Consider the following 17,318-nt stretch of genomic DNA (forward strand, 5'->3'; position numbering starts at 1 on the left):
CAAAACGCTCGGCTGGAAAACTCCAGCCGAGCGTTTACGTGATCTACTGACAGGCATCTGACCATCAGGTGTTGCGAGGACCCCTAGAATCCGCCCAATCGCGTCGGGCCCTTCGTCGTACAGCATGTGATCGTCAGTGCATGTGATCGTCAGTGCATGTGGTCGTCGAGGAATTCGGCGACCACCGTGGTCACGGCCTGGTGAATCTTTTCGTGCAGCAGATCGTGTCCGCCGTCCTCGAACTCGCGGAGGCTCGCCTGCGGAACGCGCTCGATCCATTCACGCACGGCATCGACCGGTGCCAGACGATCGTCGACACCGTGCACGGCCAGCAACGGGATGACGTTGTCGGACAGGTCGTCGGCAGAACCGGTCACGGACTTGGGCGTGCCGCACACGATTGCGCAGCGGACGGCCTCCGGATGCGCACCCAGCGCTGCGATGGCCGTCGCGGCACCGAGCGAGTGGCCCATCAGGGCGAACGACAGCTCGGGGTGCTCGGCCTCGGCGATGTCGATCAACTGCAGCGCGTTCTGTGCGAGACCGGGGATCTGTGCTGCGTCGGTCAGTTCACCCTCGGTCAGGCCGTGCCCCACGTGATCGACCGCCCACACGTCCACCCCACGCTCGTTCAGCAGCCGCGCGAAGCGGTGGTAATGGGCGCTGTTCTGGCCGAGACCGTGCAGGAAAACGAGACCGAATCGAGCGTCGGCGACGGTCCAGGTTCGATAGTGGACAGCACCGGTGGCTCCGTCGAAAAAAGGCATTGAATCATTTTGCCTGTTCCCGCCGGCTTCCGCGCGCAACGTGACCGGTGCCGCTGTCGTGGGTCGCTAGGGTGGACGCTTGTGTTCCTCCTCGGCGATCAGGTCGTCTACAGCGCCAGCGACCTCGCCGCGGCGGCGTCCTGCGAATTCGGCCTGCTCCGACGACTGGACGCTGTCTCCGGCCTGATCCCCCGGCAGAGCGTCGCAGCCGACCCGATGCTCGACCGCACGTCCACACTCGGATTCGAGCACGAACGACGCCAACTCGAGGCGTTCGAGCAGCGCTTTCCCGGTTGCGTCCTGACCATGGACCGACCGGGCCGCACCGCACAGGAACTGGCGGACGCGGCGTGGGCGACCTTCACCGCCCTGACCTCACGCACGCCGGTGCTCTACCAGGCCACCTTCTTCGACGGACGGTTTCTCGGTTTCTGCGACTTCTTGGTTGCCGACGGTTCTCGTTACACCGTCTACGACACGAAACTGTCGAGACACGCAAAGGTGCCGGCGCTGCTGCAGTTGGCCGCGTACGCCGACGCCCTGCACACCGGGGGTATCACTCCGAGCGAGCAGGTCCATCTGATGCTCGGCGACGGCAGCGACTCCGCGCACGCACTGGCCGACATTCTTCCGGTCTACCGGCAGTCGCGAGCACACCTGCAGCACATTCTCGACGAGCATCACGCCGAGGGCACCGTCGTCGAGTGGTTCGATCCGCGGTATTCGGGATGCGGGCAGTGCGATGCCTGCACCGCCGAGGTGGAGCAGCATCGCGATCTGGTGCTCGTCGCCGGCATGCGCGGCAGCACCAGGGACCGCCTGCTGGACGCAGGGATCTCGTCGATCGACGAGCTCGCCGAGTCGAGTACCCCGGTGGACGGCATGTCCACTCGAACACTGGAGAACCTGCGGGCGCAGGCAGCCTTGCAGGTACGCCAAGAGCGCAGCGGGGCAGCCGAATTCGAGATCTTCGACGCCGAGGCACTGGGGGTCATTCCCGAGCCCGACGACGGCGACATCTTCTTCGACTTCGAGGGAGATCCGCTGTACGCGGAATCCGGTTCGTCCGACTGGGGTCTCGAGTACCTGTTCGGCGTCTACACCGCGGACGGCGACTTCCTGCCGTTCTGGGCACACGACCGCGCGCAGGAACGTCGTGCGCTCATCGACTTCCTCGACTATGTCGCCGCCCGCCGAGCCGAGTATCCGAAGATGCACGTGTATCACTATGCGCCGTACGAGAAGACGGCCCTGCTGCGGCTGGCCGGCCGGTACGGAGTGGGCGAGGACGCCGTCGACGATCTGCTGCGGGAGAACGTTCTCGTGGATCTCTACCCCGTCGTGCGGTCGGCTGTTCGGATCGGTGCCCGCTCGTACAGCATCAAGAAACTCGAACCGCTGTACATGCCCGCGGCCCGTGACGGAGACGTCACCGACGCGGCGGCGTCGATCGTCGAATACGCGCACTGGTGCGAACTGCGCGATCGAGGCAAGGACGCCGAGGCGGCAGCTCTGCTCGCCGACATTGCCGAGTACAACCGCACCGACTGCGAATCGACACTGCGACTGCGTGATTGGTTGCTCGATCGGGCATCGGACGCCGGGGTGGCACCGCGGTCCCCGCAGCAGCTGGACCTCGAGGAGGTCGTCGACCGCACCGCGACCCGACTCGAACTCGAACTGGCCGAGCACGCCGGGCTGCCGTGGGATCGCACGCCGACGCAGCACGCGCTCGGATTGTTCGCCGGTGCCATCGGATATCACCGACGAGAGAACAAGCCGTTCTGGTGGGGCCACTACGACCGCCTGACCCATCCGCTCGACGAATGGGCCGACGCCGCGGACGTATTGAAGGTCGAGCGCGCCGAGCTGGTGCACGACTGGATGAAAACTGCACCCGGACAACGGGTGCTGCGTCGTCAGGTCAAACTGGTCGGGCACCTGAGCAACGGCGTGCTGTCCGGCTCGAAGGTGAAGCTGCTGTACGAGAACCCGGCGCCGGAGGGTTTGACGAAGCAGCAACCGACGCACCGGGCCACCACATCGGTCGAGATCGTGCAGACCGGGTACGAGGAAACCCTGGATGTGGTTGTCGTACAAGAGAATCTACGCAAGGGTGTGGAGGAGTACACCGATTTCCCAGTTGCCACCGCCCCCGAGCCGCCGCCGAACACCAAGCATCTCGAGCAGGCGATCGTCTCCGTCGCGACCGAGGTTCTCGGCGGGTTGCCGACACTACCGCGAACGGCCGTCGCCGATCTGCTGACGCGCTCGACGCCCCGAACTCGTTCCGGCGCCGGCCTTCCCGTGGTCCACGACAACGACTACGCGCATGCGATCACGGCCGCGCTGCTCGATCTCGACAATTCGTACGTCGCGGTGCAGGGCCCGCCCGGCACCGGGAAGACCTACACGGCGGCGCGCGTCATCGAACACCTGGTGAACACTCACCATTGGCGGATCGGGGTGGTCGGCCAGTCGCATCACGTGGTGAACAACCTGCTCGACACCATCGTCGGGGCCGGGGTCGACGCCTCGAAAGTGGGCAAGAAGGCCCCGACCGCGCACACCGTCGTGGACATCACCGGATACTCGCACTTCGTCACCGAGGCCGACGAGGGCTGCGTCATCGGCGGCACCGCCTGGGATTTCTCCAACCCCGGCCGAATTCCACCCGGCTCCCTCGATCTACTCGTCGTCGACGAGGCCGGTCAGTTCTCCCTCGCCAACACCATCGCGGTCTCGGTATCGGCGCGCAATCTGCTGCTTCTCGGCGACCCGGCGCAGCTCCCTCAGGTCAGTCAGGGCACCCACCCCGAGCCCGTCGACGAATCGGCCCTCGGATGGCTGACGACCGGGCACGCCACCCTGCCCGCCGACCGCGGCTACTTCCTGGCGACGACGTGGCGGATGCATCCGGATCTGTGCGCGCCGGTGTCGACGCTGTCGTACGAGGGCAAGCTCGAATCGAACAAGGATGTGACACAGTCACGTTCGCTGTCGGGTTTGGAACCGGGCCTGCACGTCGTCCTTCTGGACCACCACGGCAATTCCACCGACTCGATCGAGGAAGCCGACGAGATCGTCACGCAGGTCCGGTCGTTGCTCGGTCGGCCGTGGGTGGACCCCGCACACGGCAGCGACCCGCGCCCGATGCAGCAGTCCGACTTTCTGGTGGTCGCGGCCTACAACGCGCAGGTCGCCGTCATCGTCGAGCAACTCGCAGCCGCCGGGCTCGACGAGGTGTCGGTGGGAACCGTCGACAAATTCCAGGGCCGTCAGGCACCGGTGGTCCTCATCTCCATGGCAGCGTCGGCCATCGAGGACGTGCCCCGCGGAATGGGATTCCTGTTGTCGCGCAACAGACTCAACGTCGCCATCTCCCGCGGTCAGTGGGCCGCGATCCTGGTGCGCTCGCGCGCGCTGACCCATTATCTGCCGTCGACCCCGGACGGACTCGTCACGCTCGGCACGTTCATGCGGCTATGCGAGAACGCACGTCAGCCGAACGCCATACCCTCGCCGCGGTAGGTGGGAACGGCGTCGACCGATCCGTCGGAATGCACCAGGGTCAGGGTGTCGAACCGCTCGCACAACTCCCCGGCCTTGGCGTGGCGGAACCAGATTCGATCGCCGATGCGCACCTCCTCGGCGCCGCTCACCGGGGTCTGCACCTCCCCCGCGCCCTCGTTGCGCAGCAGTTTCAGGCCCGACGCGACAACGCCCGCTGCCCTCCTGGACCAGCCGACCGGTCGGGGTGATCGCGACCAGGACGCCGGGCCCGACGCGATGTAGCCGCCGCCGAACGCGGTGGCGATCCGCGGAGTCGGCTTGCGCACCACCGGCAGTGCGAAGAACAGCGAGGGTTCGGCCGAGAACGCGCGATACCGATCGAACAGGGTCGGCGCGAACAGACCCGAACCCGCGGTGACCTCGGTGACGGCCGGATCCGCGGCAGAGAAATCGATCGACCCGGTACCACCGCTGTTGACGATCTCGAGCGGCCCGATCGCCGCGGTCACGGCGTCCACCACTGCTGTTCTCCGCGCACCGATCTCACGAGACGACAGCGACTTCATCAGCTCGACAGCGACGTTGGCGTCGGGAACACCGGCGATCTGTGCCTCGTAGAACATCAACCCCACCACCCGGAACCCCCGCGAACGAGCCTGACGGGCGAACTGCGCCACCTGCTCCGGATCCCGAAGCGGAGAGCGCCTGACCCCGATGTGCAGCGGCCCCACCCGCAACGATGCGTCCACGTCGATACAGACGCGGGGCTTGAGTAGGTCGCTCCGCGCGGCGTCTCGGACGAGGTCCAGTTGCGCGACGTCGTCGACCATCAACGTGATGCGTCCCGACAGCACGCGGTCGTTGACCACCTCGGCGAGCGCTGTTCGATCGACCGTCGGATACCCCATCAGAATGTCGTCGACGCCGGACTGCGCCAACCAGATCGCTTCGCGCAGCGAATAGGCCATCACTCCGGATACACCCTGCGCCGCGAGGACCCGATTCAACACGGCTCGGCACCGCACCGACTTGCTGGCGATCCTGATCGGTACACCGTTCGCGCGTGCGCGCAGTGCTGCAGCATTGGCATCGAGAGCTGTCAGATCGACTGCTGCCGAAGGAGATTCGAGACCCTCGGTGGCTGCGGCAATGCGGGACAGCGGGGTCGTAGCGGTGGTGGTGTCACCGGCGATCGAACTCATTCGGCACATTCCTTCGTCGTCGTTGCCGGGCCGACACAGTCAAACACTCCGCAGCCGAGAAGTCCCGTCGAGCGGTTTTCCACTCAGCGATCTTCTGCCTTCGCGGCGATCAACCCGGACAGGTCGTCGATCTGGGCCAACACTTCGAGATCGTCGCCGTCGACCAACCACCGCAGCACCAAACCGTCGAGAGTCGCCATCCCGAAGCGGGCGATCGACTCCACTGGTTCGAGCCACCGCGTGCCGGTGTGGTCGGAACAATTCTCGAAGAACAGCTGCGCCTCGGAATCCCGGATTCGATACTGCCCGCTGGCGATCTCGGCGGCCGTGGCCGAACCCAGTGCGCGATGCCGCAACAGATACGTCTTGATCTCGTACGCCAACAGCTGCCGACCGTGCGATTTCTCGATCAGCAGCCACACCGCGCTCAGCCCGCTGTGCACCAGCTCGCGCAGCCCCCGAACACCGGGTAGTTCGTGTGTTCCGACCGCGCTGTCCAACGCGGCGTGCAGTATCTCGGTGACGTCGACGATGAGGTGCTCGCCCATCGCGATCACCAGATCCTGCTTGGTCTCGAAGTGGTATTGCACGATGCCTTTGGTGACGTCGGCATATTCCGACAGCGCCCGAACGGTGAGCGACTCGATACCGACCCGCTCGGCGACGTCGATTGCCGACTGCACCAGTTGTGCGCGGCGCACGTCGGCGGGCAGCCTCGATTGCATGACCCGATACTAGGTCGCGGTCGACATCTGTGCCTTGGATTGCCCCAGGGGAGCGCGCTGCGAGATAGTGATTCGATGATCGAGCGGTCGTGGCAGAACTGGGCGGGCAATCAACATGCATTCCCGGCGCGTCGAGCCGAGCCCTCGTCGGTCGAGGAGATGCGTGCGATTCTGCGCGATGCCGCCGAACGCTCTCTGCCGGTGCGCTGCGTCGGGGCAGGGCATTCCTTCACTCCCATTGCCGTCACCGACGGTATCCAGATCGTCTTGGACGCGCTGAGCGGTATCGAATCCGTCGAACGCGACGACGACGGATCTGCTCAGGTGACGGTGCTGGCCGGCACTCGACTCCGGGAGTTGTCGGCGCGGTTGTGGGAGCTCGGTCTGGCGATGACCAATCTGGGCGACATCGACGAGCAGTCCGTCGCCGGGGCCATCTCGACGGGCACTCACGGAACCGGTGCCGGATTCGGCGGCATCGCCACCCAGGTGCACGCGCTGGAGCTGATGACCGCAGACGGACAGTCGGTGCAGTGCTCCCGAGACGAGAACACCGAACTGTTCGACGCGGCCCGCATCGGTCTCGGCGCTCTCGGCGTCATCACGCGTGTGACGGTGAACTGCGTCGCGGCGTTCGCGCTGCAGGCCGTCGAGACGCCGTCGACGCTGACGGCGACGCTGCGTGATCTCGATGCCACCGTCGCCGGCGTCGACCATTTCGAGTTCTATTGGTTTCCGCACACCGATCGTGTGCTCACCAAACGCAACACCCGCCTGCCCGGTGACACCGATCTGCGTCCGCTGGGCAAGGTGCGCTCGTATCTCGACGACGAACTGCTGTCCAACACGGTCTTCGAGGGCCTCAACCGAGTGGTGACGCGGGTGCCTGCGTTGATTCCCAGGGTGAACGCGGTCTCGGCCCGAGCACTGTCGGCTCGCGAGTACACCGACCGCTCGTACCGGGTGTTCGCGTCGTCGCGGACGGTCAAGTTCGTCGAGATGGAATACGCCGTGCCCGTCTCCGAGATCGCCTGGGTGCTGCGCGAGGTGGATCGCTGGCTCGAGCGTTCGGCAATCTCCATCGCGTTCCCGGTCGAGGTGCGGTTCGCGGCCGCCGACGACATCTGGCTGTCCACGGCATCCGGGCGGCCGACGGCGTACATCGCCGTGCACCAGTACCACCGGCGTGATCATCGCGAGTACTTCGACGCTGTCGAAGCCATCTGCCGCAGCGTCGGAGGTCGACCACACTGGGGCAAACTGCACTCTCTCGGCAGCGCCGAGCTGCGCGATTCCTACGAGCACTTCGACGACTTCCTCCGCATCCGCGGTTCCCTGGACCCGATGCAGCTGTTCCGCAACGACTACCTGGACCACCTGCTGTCGTGAGCGGTATCTCGTACCCTGCTACGAAATACCGCGCACGACGAGTTCGCTTACATTGGACTCGGTGAGCACAGGAAAACGCGCGCTGTCCGGCATCATCGCCGCCGGAGTCGTCCTCGGCGTCGGCGAATTGATCGCCGTCCCCATCGGACCGAACTCGTCACCACTGACCGCCGTCGGATCCTCGGCCGTCGACAACAGTCCGGCACCGGTCCGTGAATGGGCCATCGACACGTTCGGCACCTCCGACAAGCTCGCCCTGTTCCTCGGTATGGCCGTGGTCATCGGCGCTATCGCCGCCGCGGCAGGAATCGCTCGCAAACCGATCGGGGCCGCGGTGTTCGCCGCCTTGGGCGTAATCGGCGTCCTCGCCGCGGTGACCCGACCCGACGCGACGGTGTTCTATGCAGTCCCGACCATCGGCGGCGTCATCGTCGGCATCGTCGTGCTGCACGCCCTCATCGGATCCGCCACCCCGGCGACCGACGGAATGAACCGACGCAGTTTTCTGACCCTCGCCGCCGGTGCCGCAGTACTCGGAGTCGTCGCAGGGACGGCCGGACGAATGCTCACCTCGGCGCGAGCGGTCACCGCCGATCGACTCGGCTTCATGCTCCCGACCCCGACGCCGCAAACGCCGATACCGTCGGGGGCGGACCTGAAGATCGACGGCCTCGCGTCGTACATCACCCCGAACGAGGACTTCTACCGCATCGACACCGCGTTGGTCGTGCCACGCGTGGCGTCGGATACGTGGTCGCTGCGGATCCACGGCATGGTGGACCGCGAGATCGAGTTGACGTTCGCCGATCTGGCACAGCGTCAGGCGGTGGAGAAAACAGTCACGTTGACGTGCGTGTCCAACATCGTCGGCGGCGACCTCGTCGGCAACGCGACGTGGATCGGCTACCCACTGAAGGACATCCTCGAAGAAGCGGGCATCTCCCCCGACGCCGACATGGCCCTGTCGTCCAGCAGCGACGCCTTCACCGCAGGCACTCCCCTCGAAGTGCTGCTCGACGGCCGCGACGCACTGTTGGCCGTCGGGATGAACGGCGCCCCGCTACCCGTGGAGCACGGTTACCCGGCCCGACTGGTCGTGCCCGGACTGTACGGATACGTCTCGGCCACCAAGTGGGTCACCGACATCGAGATCACCCGATTCGACAAGGTGACGGCATACTGGACCGACCGCGGCTGGGGCGTACTCGGTCCGATCAAGACCGCTGCCCGCATCGACACCCCGCGGTCGGGCAGCTCCGTGTCCGCGGGAAAGACCGTGTTCGCGGGCGTCGCCTGGGATCAGCACACCGGCATCGAGGCCGTGGAAGTACAAGTGGACGAGGGCAATTGGGTGCCGGCAACCCTGTCGGAGGAGTACTCCAAGGACACGTGGCGGCAGTGGATGATCGAGCTCGACCTGCCGGCGGGCCAGCACGCGATCCGCGCCCGGGCCACCAACTCCGCCGGGGAGCTGCAGACCAACAAGACTGCAGACACCGTCCCCGACGGAGCAACCGGCTACCCGAAAATCTCGGTGACGGCGAACTGATTCAGGTTGTCGCGAAGCTGGCGCGAACCGAGTTCTCCGCCAACTGCTTCCGCTCGTCCGCGGTCAGACCCATGCCCTCTTCCAGCGCGACGAAGTTGTCGTCGACGTACCCGCCGAAATAAGCGGGGTCGTCGGAATTGATCGACACCGACAACCCACGTTCGAGCATCTGCCGTAGCGGCAACTGCGCGACGTCGTCGATCACCTTGAGCCGAACGTTGGACAACGGGCAGACGGTGAGCGGAATCTGTTCCTCGACAAGTCGATTCACCAGCGCCTCGTCTTCCAGGCACCGGACGCCGTGATCGATGCGCTCCACCTTCAGCAGATCCAGTGCCTGCCAGATGTAGTCGGGCGGGCCTTCCTCACCGGCGTGGGCGACCACGTGCAGGCCCTCGGCGCGTGCCTTGGCGAACACGTCGACGAACAGCGAGGGCGGGTAGCCGACCTCGGCGGAGTCGAGACCGAGACCGATGATCGGTGCCTTCATCGCCAACAGCTCGTCGAGCAATTGGTTGGCGTGCAGCACCGGCTTGTCTCGCAGGATCGACGCGATCAACCCGCTGGTGACGCCGAATTCGCGCTCACTGGTCGCGCAGGCGTCGGCCAATCCCTCGACGACGGCCTGGAGCGGTACACCGCGCTCGGTGTGCGCCTGTGGATCGAAGAAGATCTCCGCATGCGTCACCCCGGCCTGCGCGGTGCGGCGGAAGTACGCGCGCGCCAGATCGGCGAAGTCCTCGGCGGTGCGTAACACGGCCATGTTCGCGTAGTACAGATCGAGGAAGGACTGCAGGTCGGTGAACTCGTACTTCGCCTGCAATTCGTCGATATCGTTGTACGGCAGCGTGATTGCGTTGCGCTCGGCGAGATCGAAGATCAGCGGCGGTTCGAGCGACCCTTCGATGTGCAGGTGCAGTTCGGCCAGTTGATCATTACTCACTCATACGATTCTACTTGCCGGTGTACGTCGCCTTACCAGGGCCGACCTCGAGGAAGCTCGTCACCGCACCGCGCAGATCATCGGTCTCGAACAATGCGCCCGACACCTCCGACGTGATGTCGTCCGCGTGCGCCACACCGCCCGAACGCCACGCCGCCACAATCTGTTTCGTGGCCGCATGGGCGACGGTAGGGCCGTCGGCCAGTCGGTGTGTCAACGCGAGCGCCGCGGCATCGACGTCGTCGTGGATCTGGTTGACCACGCCCCACTCCTTCAACGTCTGGGCGTCGTACAGATCACCGGTCATGACGAATTCACGTGCCCGACCCGACCCGGCCCGCTCGGCCAGACGCTGCGGTCCGCCCATCGACGGCGTCAACCCGACGACGGTCTCGACCAGACCGAACTTCGCCTTGGGTCCGGCCAGAACGATGTCGCAGGCCAGCGAGATCTCGAACGCCGCGGTGAGCGTCAAACCGTGCGCGGCGTAGATCACCGGACACGGCAACGCCTCGAGCGGGTGAATGATGCCGGCGAACAACCCACGCCACAGATCGGCACCCTCGGCCGCGGACAATCCCTCGAACACGTGCACGTCGACGCCCGCCGAGTTGACCTTGCCCTCGGCACGCAGCAGAACCGCACGCGGCGGGTTCGCGGCCAGATCGGCAACGTTCGCGGCCACCGCGTCGAACATTGCCTGATCGAACAGATTGAGGGGGCCGTGATCGAACGTCAGGACAGCGACCTCGGCGCCGGCCGCAGTGGTCGATCGGACGAGCGAGGTAGGTGCGTCAGCCATGCCTCGCATAGTGCCATACGCGTTCCGGGGCGTAGTTACCGACGAGTATTGTGCGCGTATCAGCCGTTACCGAGAGGAACAAGTAAGTGAAGCGCAGCCTGTTCGAGTCCGACCACGACGACTTCCGCGCATCGGTACGCGAGTTCGTCACCAGGACGATCACACCGGCCGAGGAAAAGCTGATCGAACAGCGATACATCGACCGCGAGATCTGGCTCGAAGCAGGACGCAACGGTTTCCTCGGCCTCGAGGTGCCCGAAGAATACGGCGGCAGCGGAGCCGAGGACTACCGATTCAACGCCGTCCTCGGTGAGGAACTCGCCCGCTCGAGTGCCGCGGTGGCGTCGTGCTTCGGTATCCACGTCGACATCGTCGCGCCCTACCTCGTCAAGCTCACCACCGAGGAGCAGAAGAAGCGCTGGCTGCCCGGGTTCTGCAGCGGCGAGATCCTCACCGCCATCGCCATGACGGAGCCCTCCGGCGGCTCGGACCTGGCCGCGCTGAAGACCACCGCCGTCAAGGACGGCGACGACTTCATCATCAACGGCTCGAAGACGTTCATCACCAACGGCAATTCCGCCGACCTCGTCATCGTCGCCACGCGCACGACGCCCGAGAAGAAGGCGAAGGGCATCACGCTGTTCGCCGTCGAGAACGGAACCGAGGGATTCACCCGCGGCCGCAAACTCGACAAGGTCGGCCAGCCCGAATCCGACACCGCGGAACTGTTCTTCGAGAACGTGCGAGTACCCAGCGCCAACATGATCGGCGAATTCGACGGCGGCTTCATCCACATGATGCAGCTGCTCCCCCAGGAACGCATCAGCTGCTCGGTGGCCAACCTCGGACACGTACGGCCCATTCTCGAAGAGACGCTGCAGTACGCCAAGGACCGCAAGGCATTCGGTCAGCAGATCGGCTCGCTGCAGTGGAACAAGTTTCTGCTCGCCGAGCTCGTCACCAAACTCGATGTGGCACAGGCATACATCGACAACTGCATCGTCGCCCACGGCCAGGGCGAGCTGACGGCCATCGATGCAGCCAAGGCCAAGTGGTGGAGCTCGCAGGTGCAGAACGAAATTCTCGACCACTGCGTCCAGCTGCACGGCGGCTACGGATTCATGAACGAATACCGCGCCGCCCGCGCGTGGAAAGACGCTCGCGTGACCAAGATCTGGGCCGGATCGAACGAAATCATGAAGGAACTGATCGGCCGGGATCTGGGGCTGTAGAGCGGCTTCGCCGCATGTGAGTGGAACTTCGTAGCAGGGGTCGAGGTTCCACTCACATGGGTTTCTCGAACGCAGGCCGGGCGTAGAAGCAGACGGCGACCATGCCGACCAGGAGCACGACGGCGGGCAGAATCAGCGACTGCGCCATGGCGGTGGTGAAGCCGTCACGCAGCATCTCGGGCACTAGGCCGGCGAATTCGTTTGCCCCCGAAGCCGATCCACCGGTAGGTAGTTCGGCGGCCAAGCGCGATTGGATGAGCGCGCCGATGCCCGCGCTGCCGAGTACGGACCCGATCATGCGGGTGGTGTTGTAAATTCCCGAACCCGCGCCCGCCTGGCTCATCGGCAGATTACGAGTGGCCGTCGCTGCCAACGGAGACCAGATCAACGCATTCGCCACACCCATTGCAGCGACGGGGAGCAGCAACTTCCAGATGGCCGTCGTGGGCGTCATCTCGTATGCGAACCACAGCAGCGACGCGGCGAGGATGAACAGTCCCGATCCGGCGATGTACCGCGGATGCGTCTTGTCGACGAGCTTGCCGATATTGGGTGCGAGCAGTCCGGTGAGCAGCGCCATCGGAACGAACAGCAGTGCCGACCGGGTGGGCGTCAGACCGGTGACGCTCTGCGCGTAGAACATTATCGGCAGCATCATGCCGGACATCGCGAAACCCATTGCGGCGATACCGATATTGGACAGCGAGAAGTTGCGGTCGCGGAACAGGGCCAAGGGCACCAGCGGCTCGCTGGTATTCACGGACTGCCAGTAGACGAACCCCGCGAAGACGAGCAGACCGACACCGATGAGAATCCACACGCCGGTACCCCAGTCGTACTTCTGACCCTCCTGGATACCGAAAACGATGCAGAAGAGTCCGACGGCGCTGAGCGCAACGCCTACTAGATCGAACTTGTGATCGTGGGTCGGCAATACCGGAACGAACTTCAGCGCCAACGCAATTGCGAGAATGCCCACCGGCACGTTGATGAAGAAGATCCATTCCCAGCCGAGCGAGTCGACCAGCACACCGCCGAGAATCGGCCCGACGAGCGTTGCGACGCCTGCAACGGCACCCCATGCCCCCATCGCCGTTCCGCGCTTCTCGGCCGGAAACACGCGAGTGATCACTGCCATCGTCTGCGGGGTGATCATCGCCGCGCCGAGGCCCTGAACCGCGCGGGCAGCGATGAGCATCTCGATCGATCCCGACAGTCCACACCACACGGACGCGAGGGTGAACAGCACCAGGCCGGCGATGTACAGATTCCGAGGACCGAACTTGTCGCCCAATCGGCCCGTGACCAGCAGTGGAACGGCGTAGGCGAGGAGATACGCGCTGGTGACCCAGATGACGTTGTTGATGTCGGTGTTCAGCCCGGTGAGGATCGCAGGTTGCGCGACCGCGACGATCGTCGTGTCCACCAGGATCATGAAGAAGCCCAAGCACAGTGCCCACAGCGCCGGCCACGGTCTGATCTCGTGCTGCGACGGGGCAGTCTCGACGGAATTCATGTAGCGCTCCCTATCCCCGAAATCGGGTTCGTGTGATGTGCGGAGATGTGATGCGGCCAGTCGAGCTCGCCGCTGTCGATCCGATCGAGGTAGCGCGTCAGCCACTGCACTTCTGCGCGCAGCATGTGGTGAATGTAATCGATTCCGGCCCAATAGATTTCGGATATCTGGCGATCTGCTGCGAGCTGTTGATAGCCCGACAGTTCGTCGATGTCCGCGGTCAGGTCCACGATTCGCTCCCGTAACAGGGCGGTCGCGTCGGATGCGGGTAGGTTGTGCATTTCGGACAGGCCGAGGACGAACTGCGGGTATTCCCGCACCGGGGTTCTCAGAATTTCGGTCAGCCGATCGGTCAGCACGTGCCGTCCGGCCGAGGTGATCCGATAGGTGGTCCGCTCCGGACGGTTGCCACCCCGGTCGGTTCCGACCTCGTCGACCAGTTCCTGCTCGTGCAGACGTGCGACCGCGTGATAGAGCGAACCCGGGCGAATCTTGACGATTCGATCTTCCTTGCGGGAGAGCAGCAATTGATACATCTCGTAGGGATGCATCGGGCCCTCCGAGAGCAGAGCCAGAATCGAGACGCCCAGCGGATTGACGGTTCCGGCTCGCATCGATCCCCCTGTCACCTATCCCGCACGAATTATTCCAACTGGAATATAGGGCCGGCGATAGCCTCGGAGCAACCCGGACAATGCGCCCACCAGGGGACAAAGGCGTCTTTCGACGCAGAATGGGCACCGACCGCGGTCGATGCCCTCACCGAACAGACGAAGGCCGGATACTCGGAAATACTTCCGTGTATCCGGCCTTGTCACCGAGTTTCTGGTGCTGAGAAAGTCTAGAGTTTCAGTCCACCAGGAGAAATCGGGTTACGAAGCTTGAATCAGATGGCGCGGACGCCGGTAGCCTGGGGGCCCTTCTGACCCTGGCCCACCTCGAACTCCACGCGCTGGCCCTCGTCGAGCGACTTGAAGCCGCTACCCTGAATCTCCGAGTAATGAACGAAAACGTCCGGTCCGCCACCATCCTGCTCGATGAAGCCGAAGCCCTTTTCGCCGTTGAACCACTTCACACTGCCCTGCGTCATTCTGTAAACCTTCTGTAAGCGAGCTAGATCTTCACGTCGAAGCTCTAATCTCAAAACCGAGTCTGCCATCTATCGGCGCTGAGCGAAACACCGGGGGCGAAAAAGTTCGAAAGATTGCTTTGGGACGGTGAAACAGAAATGCCGCCACAGCTGCCGCAGCCCGTCGGTTCCGGTGCCGTCGCTACTGTCGAACCGTGGAATTGCCTGCCTACGATGCCGACCGATTCGATCCCCACCGACTCGACATCGTCCGACTCGCCTGGTGCCGACGGCTGTCGTTGGACGACCGTGCCCTCGATACCACCGCGAACCGCGTCGAACATCGGACCGACACCGAGAACATCGTCGTACTCCGACTGGCGCAGACCACTCTGATCGTCGGGCCGTCCTGGGCCGTGGACGCCGCACGCGGCATCGAGGGCCAGGCAGACACCGGTCGGACGTGGTTGTCGACGCTGCTGGGCGATCGCGTCGAGCAGTACGATATCGATTCCCACACGCTGGCCTACGGATCCGAGATCGGCCACACCATCGACGTCCACGATCCGCTGATCTCCCACGACGCAGAGCACGCCCGCGCTCTGGCGGAGCACTGCAGCGAGGCCGACGTGACGGAGGCATTCGGCGAGCCGGTGTCGCGGCACTGGTTCACTTTGCTCGGAGACGACCGACCCGCGGATTCGGCGCGATCCCTGGCCTCGGCCGGGTACTCGGAAGAAAATATGATCCTGGCCGACATGCGCGTTCTCACCGACCCGGACCACCGACGACACGGACACGCCGCGGTCGTCGGGCGGCTCGCGACCAACGATGCCATCGACGACGGCCTGATACCGCAGTGGCGAGCGCGACCGGAGAACACCACCGCTCGACGCCTTGCCGCCCGGCTCGACTACGTGGAGATCGGCGCCTGCCACACCGCCGTGCGTCGAACCTAGGCGCTTGAATCCGGTCCGGACTGGGTAGCGTTTCGTGAGACCGACCGATGTGAGGAGTTCGATCATGGCCGAGGACGCCACCTACGTGAAGCCGGGCGAGGAATTCAAGCGCGATACCAACTACATCCCGACGCGCATCACCGCCGACGGCCGGGACGGGTATCCGGTGGAGCCCGGGCGTTACCGGTTGATCGCGGCGCGGGCCTGCCCGTGGGCCCATCGATCCATCATCGTGCGTCGACTCCTCGGACTCGAAGATGTTCTGTCCCTTGGCATTCCAGGTCCGACCCACGACCCGCGCAGCTGGAACTTCCAGGAGGAGCCGGGCGGCGTCGACTCGGTTCTACAGATCCCTCGGCTGCAGGACGCCTACTTCGCACGGTTCCCGGACTACGAACGAGGCATCACCGTGCCGGCGATCGTCGACGTTCCCACCGGCCAGGTCGTCACCAACGACTACCCACAGATCACCCTCGATCTCAGCACCGAGTGGACGCAGTACCACCGCGAGGGCGCGCCCGATCTGTACCCGGAGGCGCTCCGCGGCGAGATCGACGAGGTGGCCGATCTGGTGTTCAAGGACGTCAACAACGGCGTCTACCGATGCGGATTCGCCGGCTCGCAAGATGCATACGAGAAGGCGTACGACCGCCTGTTCGCTCGCCTCGATTGGCTCGTCGAACGGCTGTCCACCCGGCGGTATCTCGTCGGCGAGCACATCACCGAGGCCGACGTGCGACTGTTCACCACCCTCGTCCGTTTCGATCCCGTCTACCACGGCCACTTCAAGTGCAACCGCAGCAAGCTCACCGAGATGCCGGTGCTGTGGAACTACGCACGCGACCTGTTCCAGACCCCCGGATTCGGTGACACCGTCGACTTCGATCACATCAAACGGCACTACTACGAGGTGCACACCGACATCAATCCGTCGGGCATCGTGCCGAAGGGGCCCGATCTGGCCGGCTGGCTAGAACCGCACGGACGCGAATCACTCGGCGGATCGCCCTTCGGCGACGGCACCGCGCCGCAGCCGCCGAAGCCGGACGAACTGGTCCCGCCCGAGCACTGGGTGTAACAGTGACGGCTATGCCCCGGCGTAGGTGCCGAAGCTCCAGTAGACCCCCTCGGCGTCGCGGCAGGTGAAGCCGCGGCTGCCGTAGTCCTCCTCGCGCAGGCCCTGCGTGACGGTGCCGCCCGCCGCGACGACGCGATCGTGGATGCCGTCGGGGTCGTCGGTGACGATGTAGATCGACCCGACACCCGGCGGCAGTTCGCCGATGGCACTCCCGTCGCGAACACTGCCCAGCATCACCCCGCCTCCGTCGGGCCAGCGCAGTTCCGCATGATCGACGCGGTCACCTTCGCCGTGCACCGCGCACTCCTCGAATCCCAACACGTCGACGATGAATCGGATCGCGTCGCGTGCGTTGTCGTACTTCAGAGTGGGCCAAACGTGTGTCGTCATGACGCCATACCTTCCTCGTCTGCCGCGCGGATCGTCACCGGCCGCGATGCCGCTCGCCAGGGTCTCGAACACGCCCGCACCCCGACGCGGCGCGCGCCACCGGACACCACCTCGCTCGGAGGAATCTGCACGCCACGAGTCTAAATTGCCCCGTACGTGTGCAACGAAGAATTCGCGGGTAACT

16 protein-coding genes are annotated in these 17,318 nt (G+C 64.8%); 6 read left to right on the forward strand and 10 right to left on the reverse strand.

What is annotated here, in order from left to right; genetic code table 11:
• Nucleotides 1–149 precede the first annotated feature (149 nt).
• Nucleotides 150–767: an alpha/beta fold hydrolase gene (locus AB0O58_RS00005; RefSeq protein ID WP_366237697.1), complete on the reverse strand. Its 618-nt coding sequence runs from the start codon at nucleotides 765–767 to the stop codon at nucleotides 150–152.
• An 81-nt stretch (nucleotides 768–848) separates the two neighbouring features.
• Here AB0O58_RS00005 and AB0O58_RS00010 point away from each other — a divergent pair, with 81 nt between their 5' ends.
• Nucleotides 849–4,298, forward strand: a complete 3,450-nt coding sequence (locus tag AB0O58_RS00010) for a TM0106 family RecB-like putative nuclease (RefSeq protein WP_366237698.1) — start codon at nucleotides 849–851, stop codon at nucleotides 4,296–4,298.
• On the opposite strand, the gene AB0O58_RS00015 is transcribed toward AB0O58_RS00010, so the two are convergent.
• Nucleotides 4,268–5,482, reverse strand: a complete 1,215-nt coding sequence (locus AB0O58_RS00015) for an alanine racemase (RefSeq protein ID WP_366237699.1) — start codon at nucleotides 5,480–5,482, stop codon at nucleotides 4,268–4,270. The genes AB0O58_RS00010 and AB0O58_RS00015 overlap by 31 nt on opposite strands.
• An 83-nt stretch (nucleotides 5,483–5,565) precedes the next feature.
• Complete coding sequence (locus AB0O58_RS00020) at nucleotides 5,566–6,207, reverse strand: helix-turn-helix domain-containing protein (protein ID WP_027498003.1); 642 nt, start codon at nucleotides 6,205–6,207, stop codon at nucleotides 5,566–5,568.
• 75 nt (nucleotides 6,208–6,282) lie between these two features.
• Between AB0O58_RS00020 and AB0O58_RS00025 the strand changes: the two genes are divergently transcribed.
• Nucleotides 6,283–7,596, forward strand: coding sequence for a D-arabinono-1,4-lactone oxidase (locus AB0O58_RS00025; protein ID WP_366237700.1), 1,314 nt, complete (start codon nucleotides 6,283–6,285; stop codon nucleotides 7,594–7,596).
• A gap of 61 nt (nucleotides 7,597–7,657) precedes the next feature.
• On the forward strand, nucleotides 7,658–9,145 hold the full coding sequence (locus AB0O58_RS00030) for a molybdopterin-dependent oxidoreductase (protein WP_032401320.1): 1,488 nt from the start codon (nucleotides 7,658–7,660) through the stop codon (nucleotides 9,143–9,145).
• A 1-nt stretch (nucleotide 9,146) separates the two neighbouring features.
• Here the strand turns inward: AB0O58_RS00030 and AB0O58_RS00035 are convergent, their stop codons facing one another.
• Nucleotides 9,147–10,088, reverse strand: a complete 942-nt coding sequence (locus tag AB0O58_RS00035; protein ID WP_032375178.1) for an adenosine deaminase — start codon at nucleotides 10,086–10,088, stop codon at nucleotides 9,147–9,149.
• 10 nt (nucleotides 10,089–10,098) lie between these two features.
• Nucleotides 10,099–10,890 carry an enoyl-CoA hydratase/isomerase family protein gene (locus AB0O58_RS00040; protein WP_032375185.1) on the reverse strand — a complete coding sequence of 264 codons (792 nt, stop codon included), beginning with the start codon at nucleotides 10,888–10,890 and terminating at the stop codon, nucleotides 10,099–10,101.
• Nucleotides 10,891–10,976: 86 nt separating this feature from the next.
• Between AB0O58_RS00040 and AB0O58_RS00045 the strand changes: the two genes are divergently transcribed.
• Nucleotides 10,977–12,122 (forward strand): acyl-CoA dehydrogenase family protein, encoded by a 1,146-nt coding sequence (locus AB0O58_RS00045; RefSeq protein WP_366237701.1) that lies wholly within the window; start codon nucleotides 10,977–10,979, stop codon nucleotides 12,120–12,122.
• A 52-nt stretch (nucleotides 12,123–12,174) separates the two neighbouring features.
• Here the strand turns inward: AB0O58_RS00045 and AB0O58_RS00050 are convergent, their stop codons facing one another.
• The 3 genes from AB0O58_RS00050 to AB0O58_RS00060 all read right to left on the reverse strand — a co-directional run bounded on the left by AB0O58_RS00050 (nucleotide 12,175) and on the right by AB0O58_RS00060 (nucleotide 14,728).
• Entirely contained in the window at nucleotides 12,175–13,638 is a 1,464-nt protein-coding gene (locus tag AB0O58_RS00050; RefSeq protein WP_366237702.1) for a DHA2 family efflux MFS transporter permease subunit, read from the reverse strand.
• Nucleotides 13,635–14,252 (reverse strand): PadR family transcriptional regulator, encoded by a 618-nt coding sequence (locus AB0O58_RS00055; RefSeq protein ID WP_052067140.1) that lies wholly within the window; start codon nucleotides 14,250–14,252, stop codon nucleotides 13,635–13,637. Before AB0O58_RS00055 ends, AB0O58_RS00050 begins: the two co-directional genes overlap by 4 nt.
• Nucleotides 14,253–14,524: 272 nt before the next feature.
• Entirely contained in the window at nucleotides 14,525–14,728 is a 204-nt protein-coding gene (locus AB0O58_RS00060; RefSeq protein ID WP_008714360.1) for a cold-shock protein, read from the reverse strand.
• A gap of 194 nt (nucleotides 14,729–14,922) precedes the next feature.
• Between AB0O58_RS00060 and AB0O58_RS00065 the strand changes: the two genes are divergently transcribed.
• Nucleotides 14,923–15,666 (forward strand): GNAT family N-acetyltransferase, encoded by a 744-nt coding sequence (locus AB0O58_RS00065; protein WP_366237703.1) that lies wholly within the window; start codon nucleotides 14,923–14,925, stop codon nucleotides 15,664–15,666.
• Nucleotides 15,667–15,730: 64 nt separating this feature from the next.
• Entirely contained in the window at nucleotides 15,731–16,744 is a 1,014-nt protein-coding gene (locus tag AB0O58_RS00070) for a glutathione S-transferase C-terminal domain-containing protein (protein ID WP_366237704.1), read from the forward strand.
• 9 nt (nucleotides 16,745–16,753) lie between these two features.
• On the opposite strand, the gene AB0O58_RS00075 is transcribed toward AB0O58_RS00070, so the two are convergent.
• Nucleotides 16,754–17,134 (reverse strand): VOC family protein, encoded by a 381-nt coding sequence (locus AB0O58_RS00075; protein WP_032365504.1) that lies wholly within the window; start codon nucleotides 17,132–17,134, stop codon nucleotides 16,754–16,756.
• Nucleotides 17,131–17,265, reverse strand: a complete 135-nt coding sequence (locus tag AB0O58_RS00080; protein WP_257885960.1) for a hypothetical protein — start codon at nucleotides 17,263–17,265, stop codon at nucleotides 17,131–17,133. Before AB0O58_RS00080 ends, AB0O58_RS00075 begins: the two co-directional genes overlap by 4 nt.
• Between the last annotated feature and the right edge of the window lie 53 nt (nucleotides 17,266–17,318).

Origin of the sequence: Rhodococcus sp. NPDC080181, assembly GCF_040702225.1 — a bacterium.
Lineage (GTDB): Bacteria > Actinomycetota > Actinomycetes > Mycobacteriales > Mycobacteriaceae > Rhodococcoides > Rhodococcoides fascians.

Bases quoted from the DNA above. Each gene is read 5' to 3' on its own strand.
- AB0O58_RS00005 (WP_366237697.1), bottom strand. From the start codon at position 767: ATGCCTTTTTTCGACGGAGCCACCGGTGCTGTCCACTATCGAACCTGG.
- AB0O58_RS00015 (WP_366237699.1), bottom strand. From the start codon at position 5,482: ATGAGTTCGATCGCCGGTGACACCACCACCGCTACGACCCCGCTGTCC.
- AB0O58_RS00020 (WP_027498003.1), bottom strand. From the start codon at position 6,207: ATGCAATCGAGGCTGCCCGCCGACGTGCGCCGCGCACAACTGGTGCAG.
- AB0O58_RS00025 (WP_366237700.1), top strand. From the start codon at position 6,283: ATGATCGAGCGGTCGTGGCAGAACTGGGCGGGCAATCAACATGCATTC.
- AB0O58_RS00040 (WP_032375185.1), bottom strand. From the start codon at position 10,890: ATGGCTGACGCACCTACCTCGCTCGTCCGATCGACCACTGCGGCCGGC.
- AB0O58_RS00050 (WP_366237702.1), bottom strand. From the start codon at position 13,638: ATGAATTCCGTCGAGACTGCCCCGTCGCAGCACGAGATCAGACCGTGG.
- AB0O58_RS00055 (WP_052067140.1), bottom strand. From the start codon at position 14,252: ATGCGAGCCGGAACCGTCAATCCGCTGGGCGTCTCGATTCTGGCTCTG.
- AB0O58_RS00060 (WP_008714360.1), bottom strand. From the start codon at position 14,728: ATGACGCAGGGCAGTGTGAAGTGGTTCAACGGCGAAAAGGGCTTCGGC.
- AB0O58_RS00070 (WP_366237704.1), top strand. From the start codon at position 15,731: ATGGCCGAGGACGCCACCTACGTGAAGCCGGGCGAGGAATTCAAGCGC.
- AB0O58_RS00075 (WP_032365504.1), bottom strand. From the start codon at position 17,134: ATGACGACACACGTTTGGCCCACTCTGAAGTACGACAACGCACGCGAC.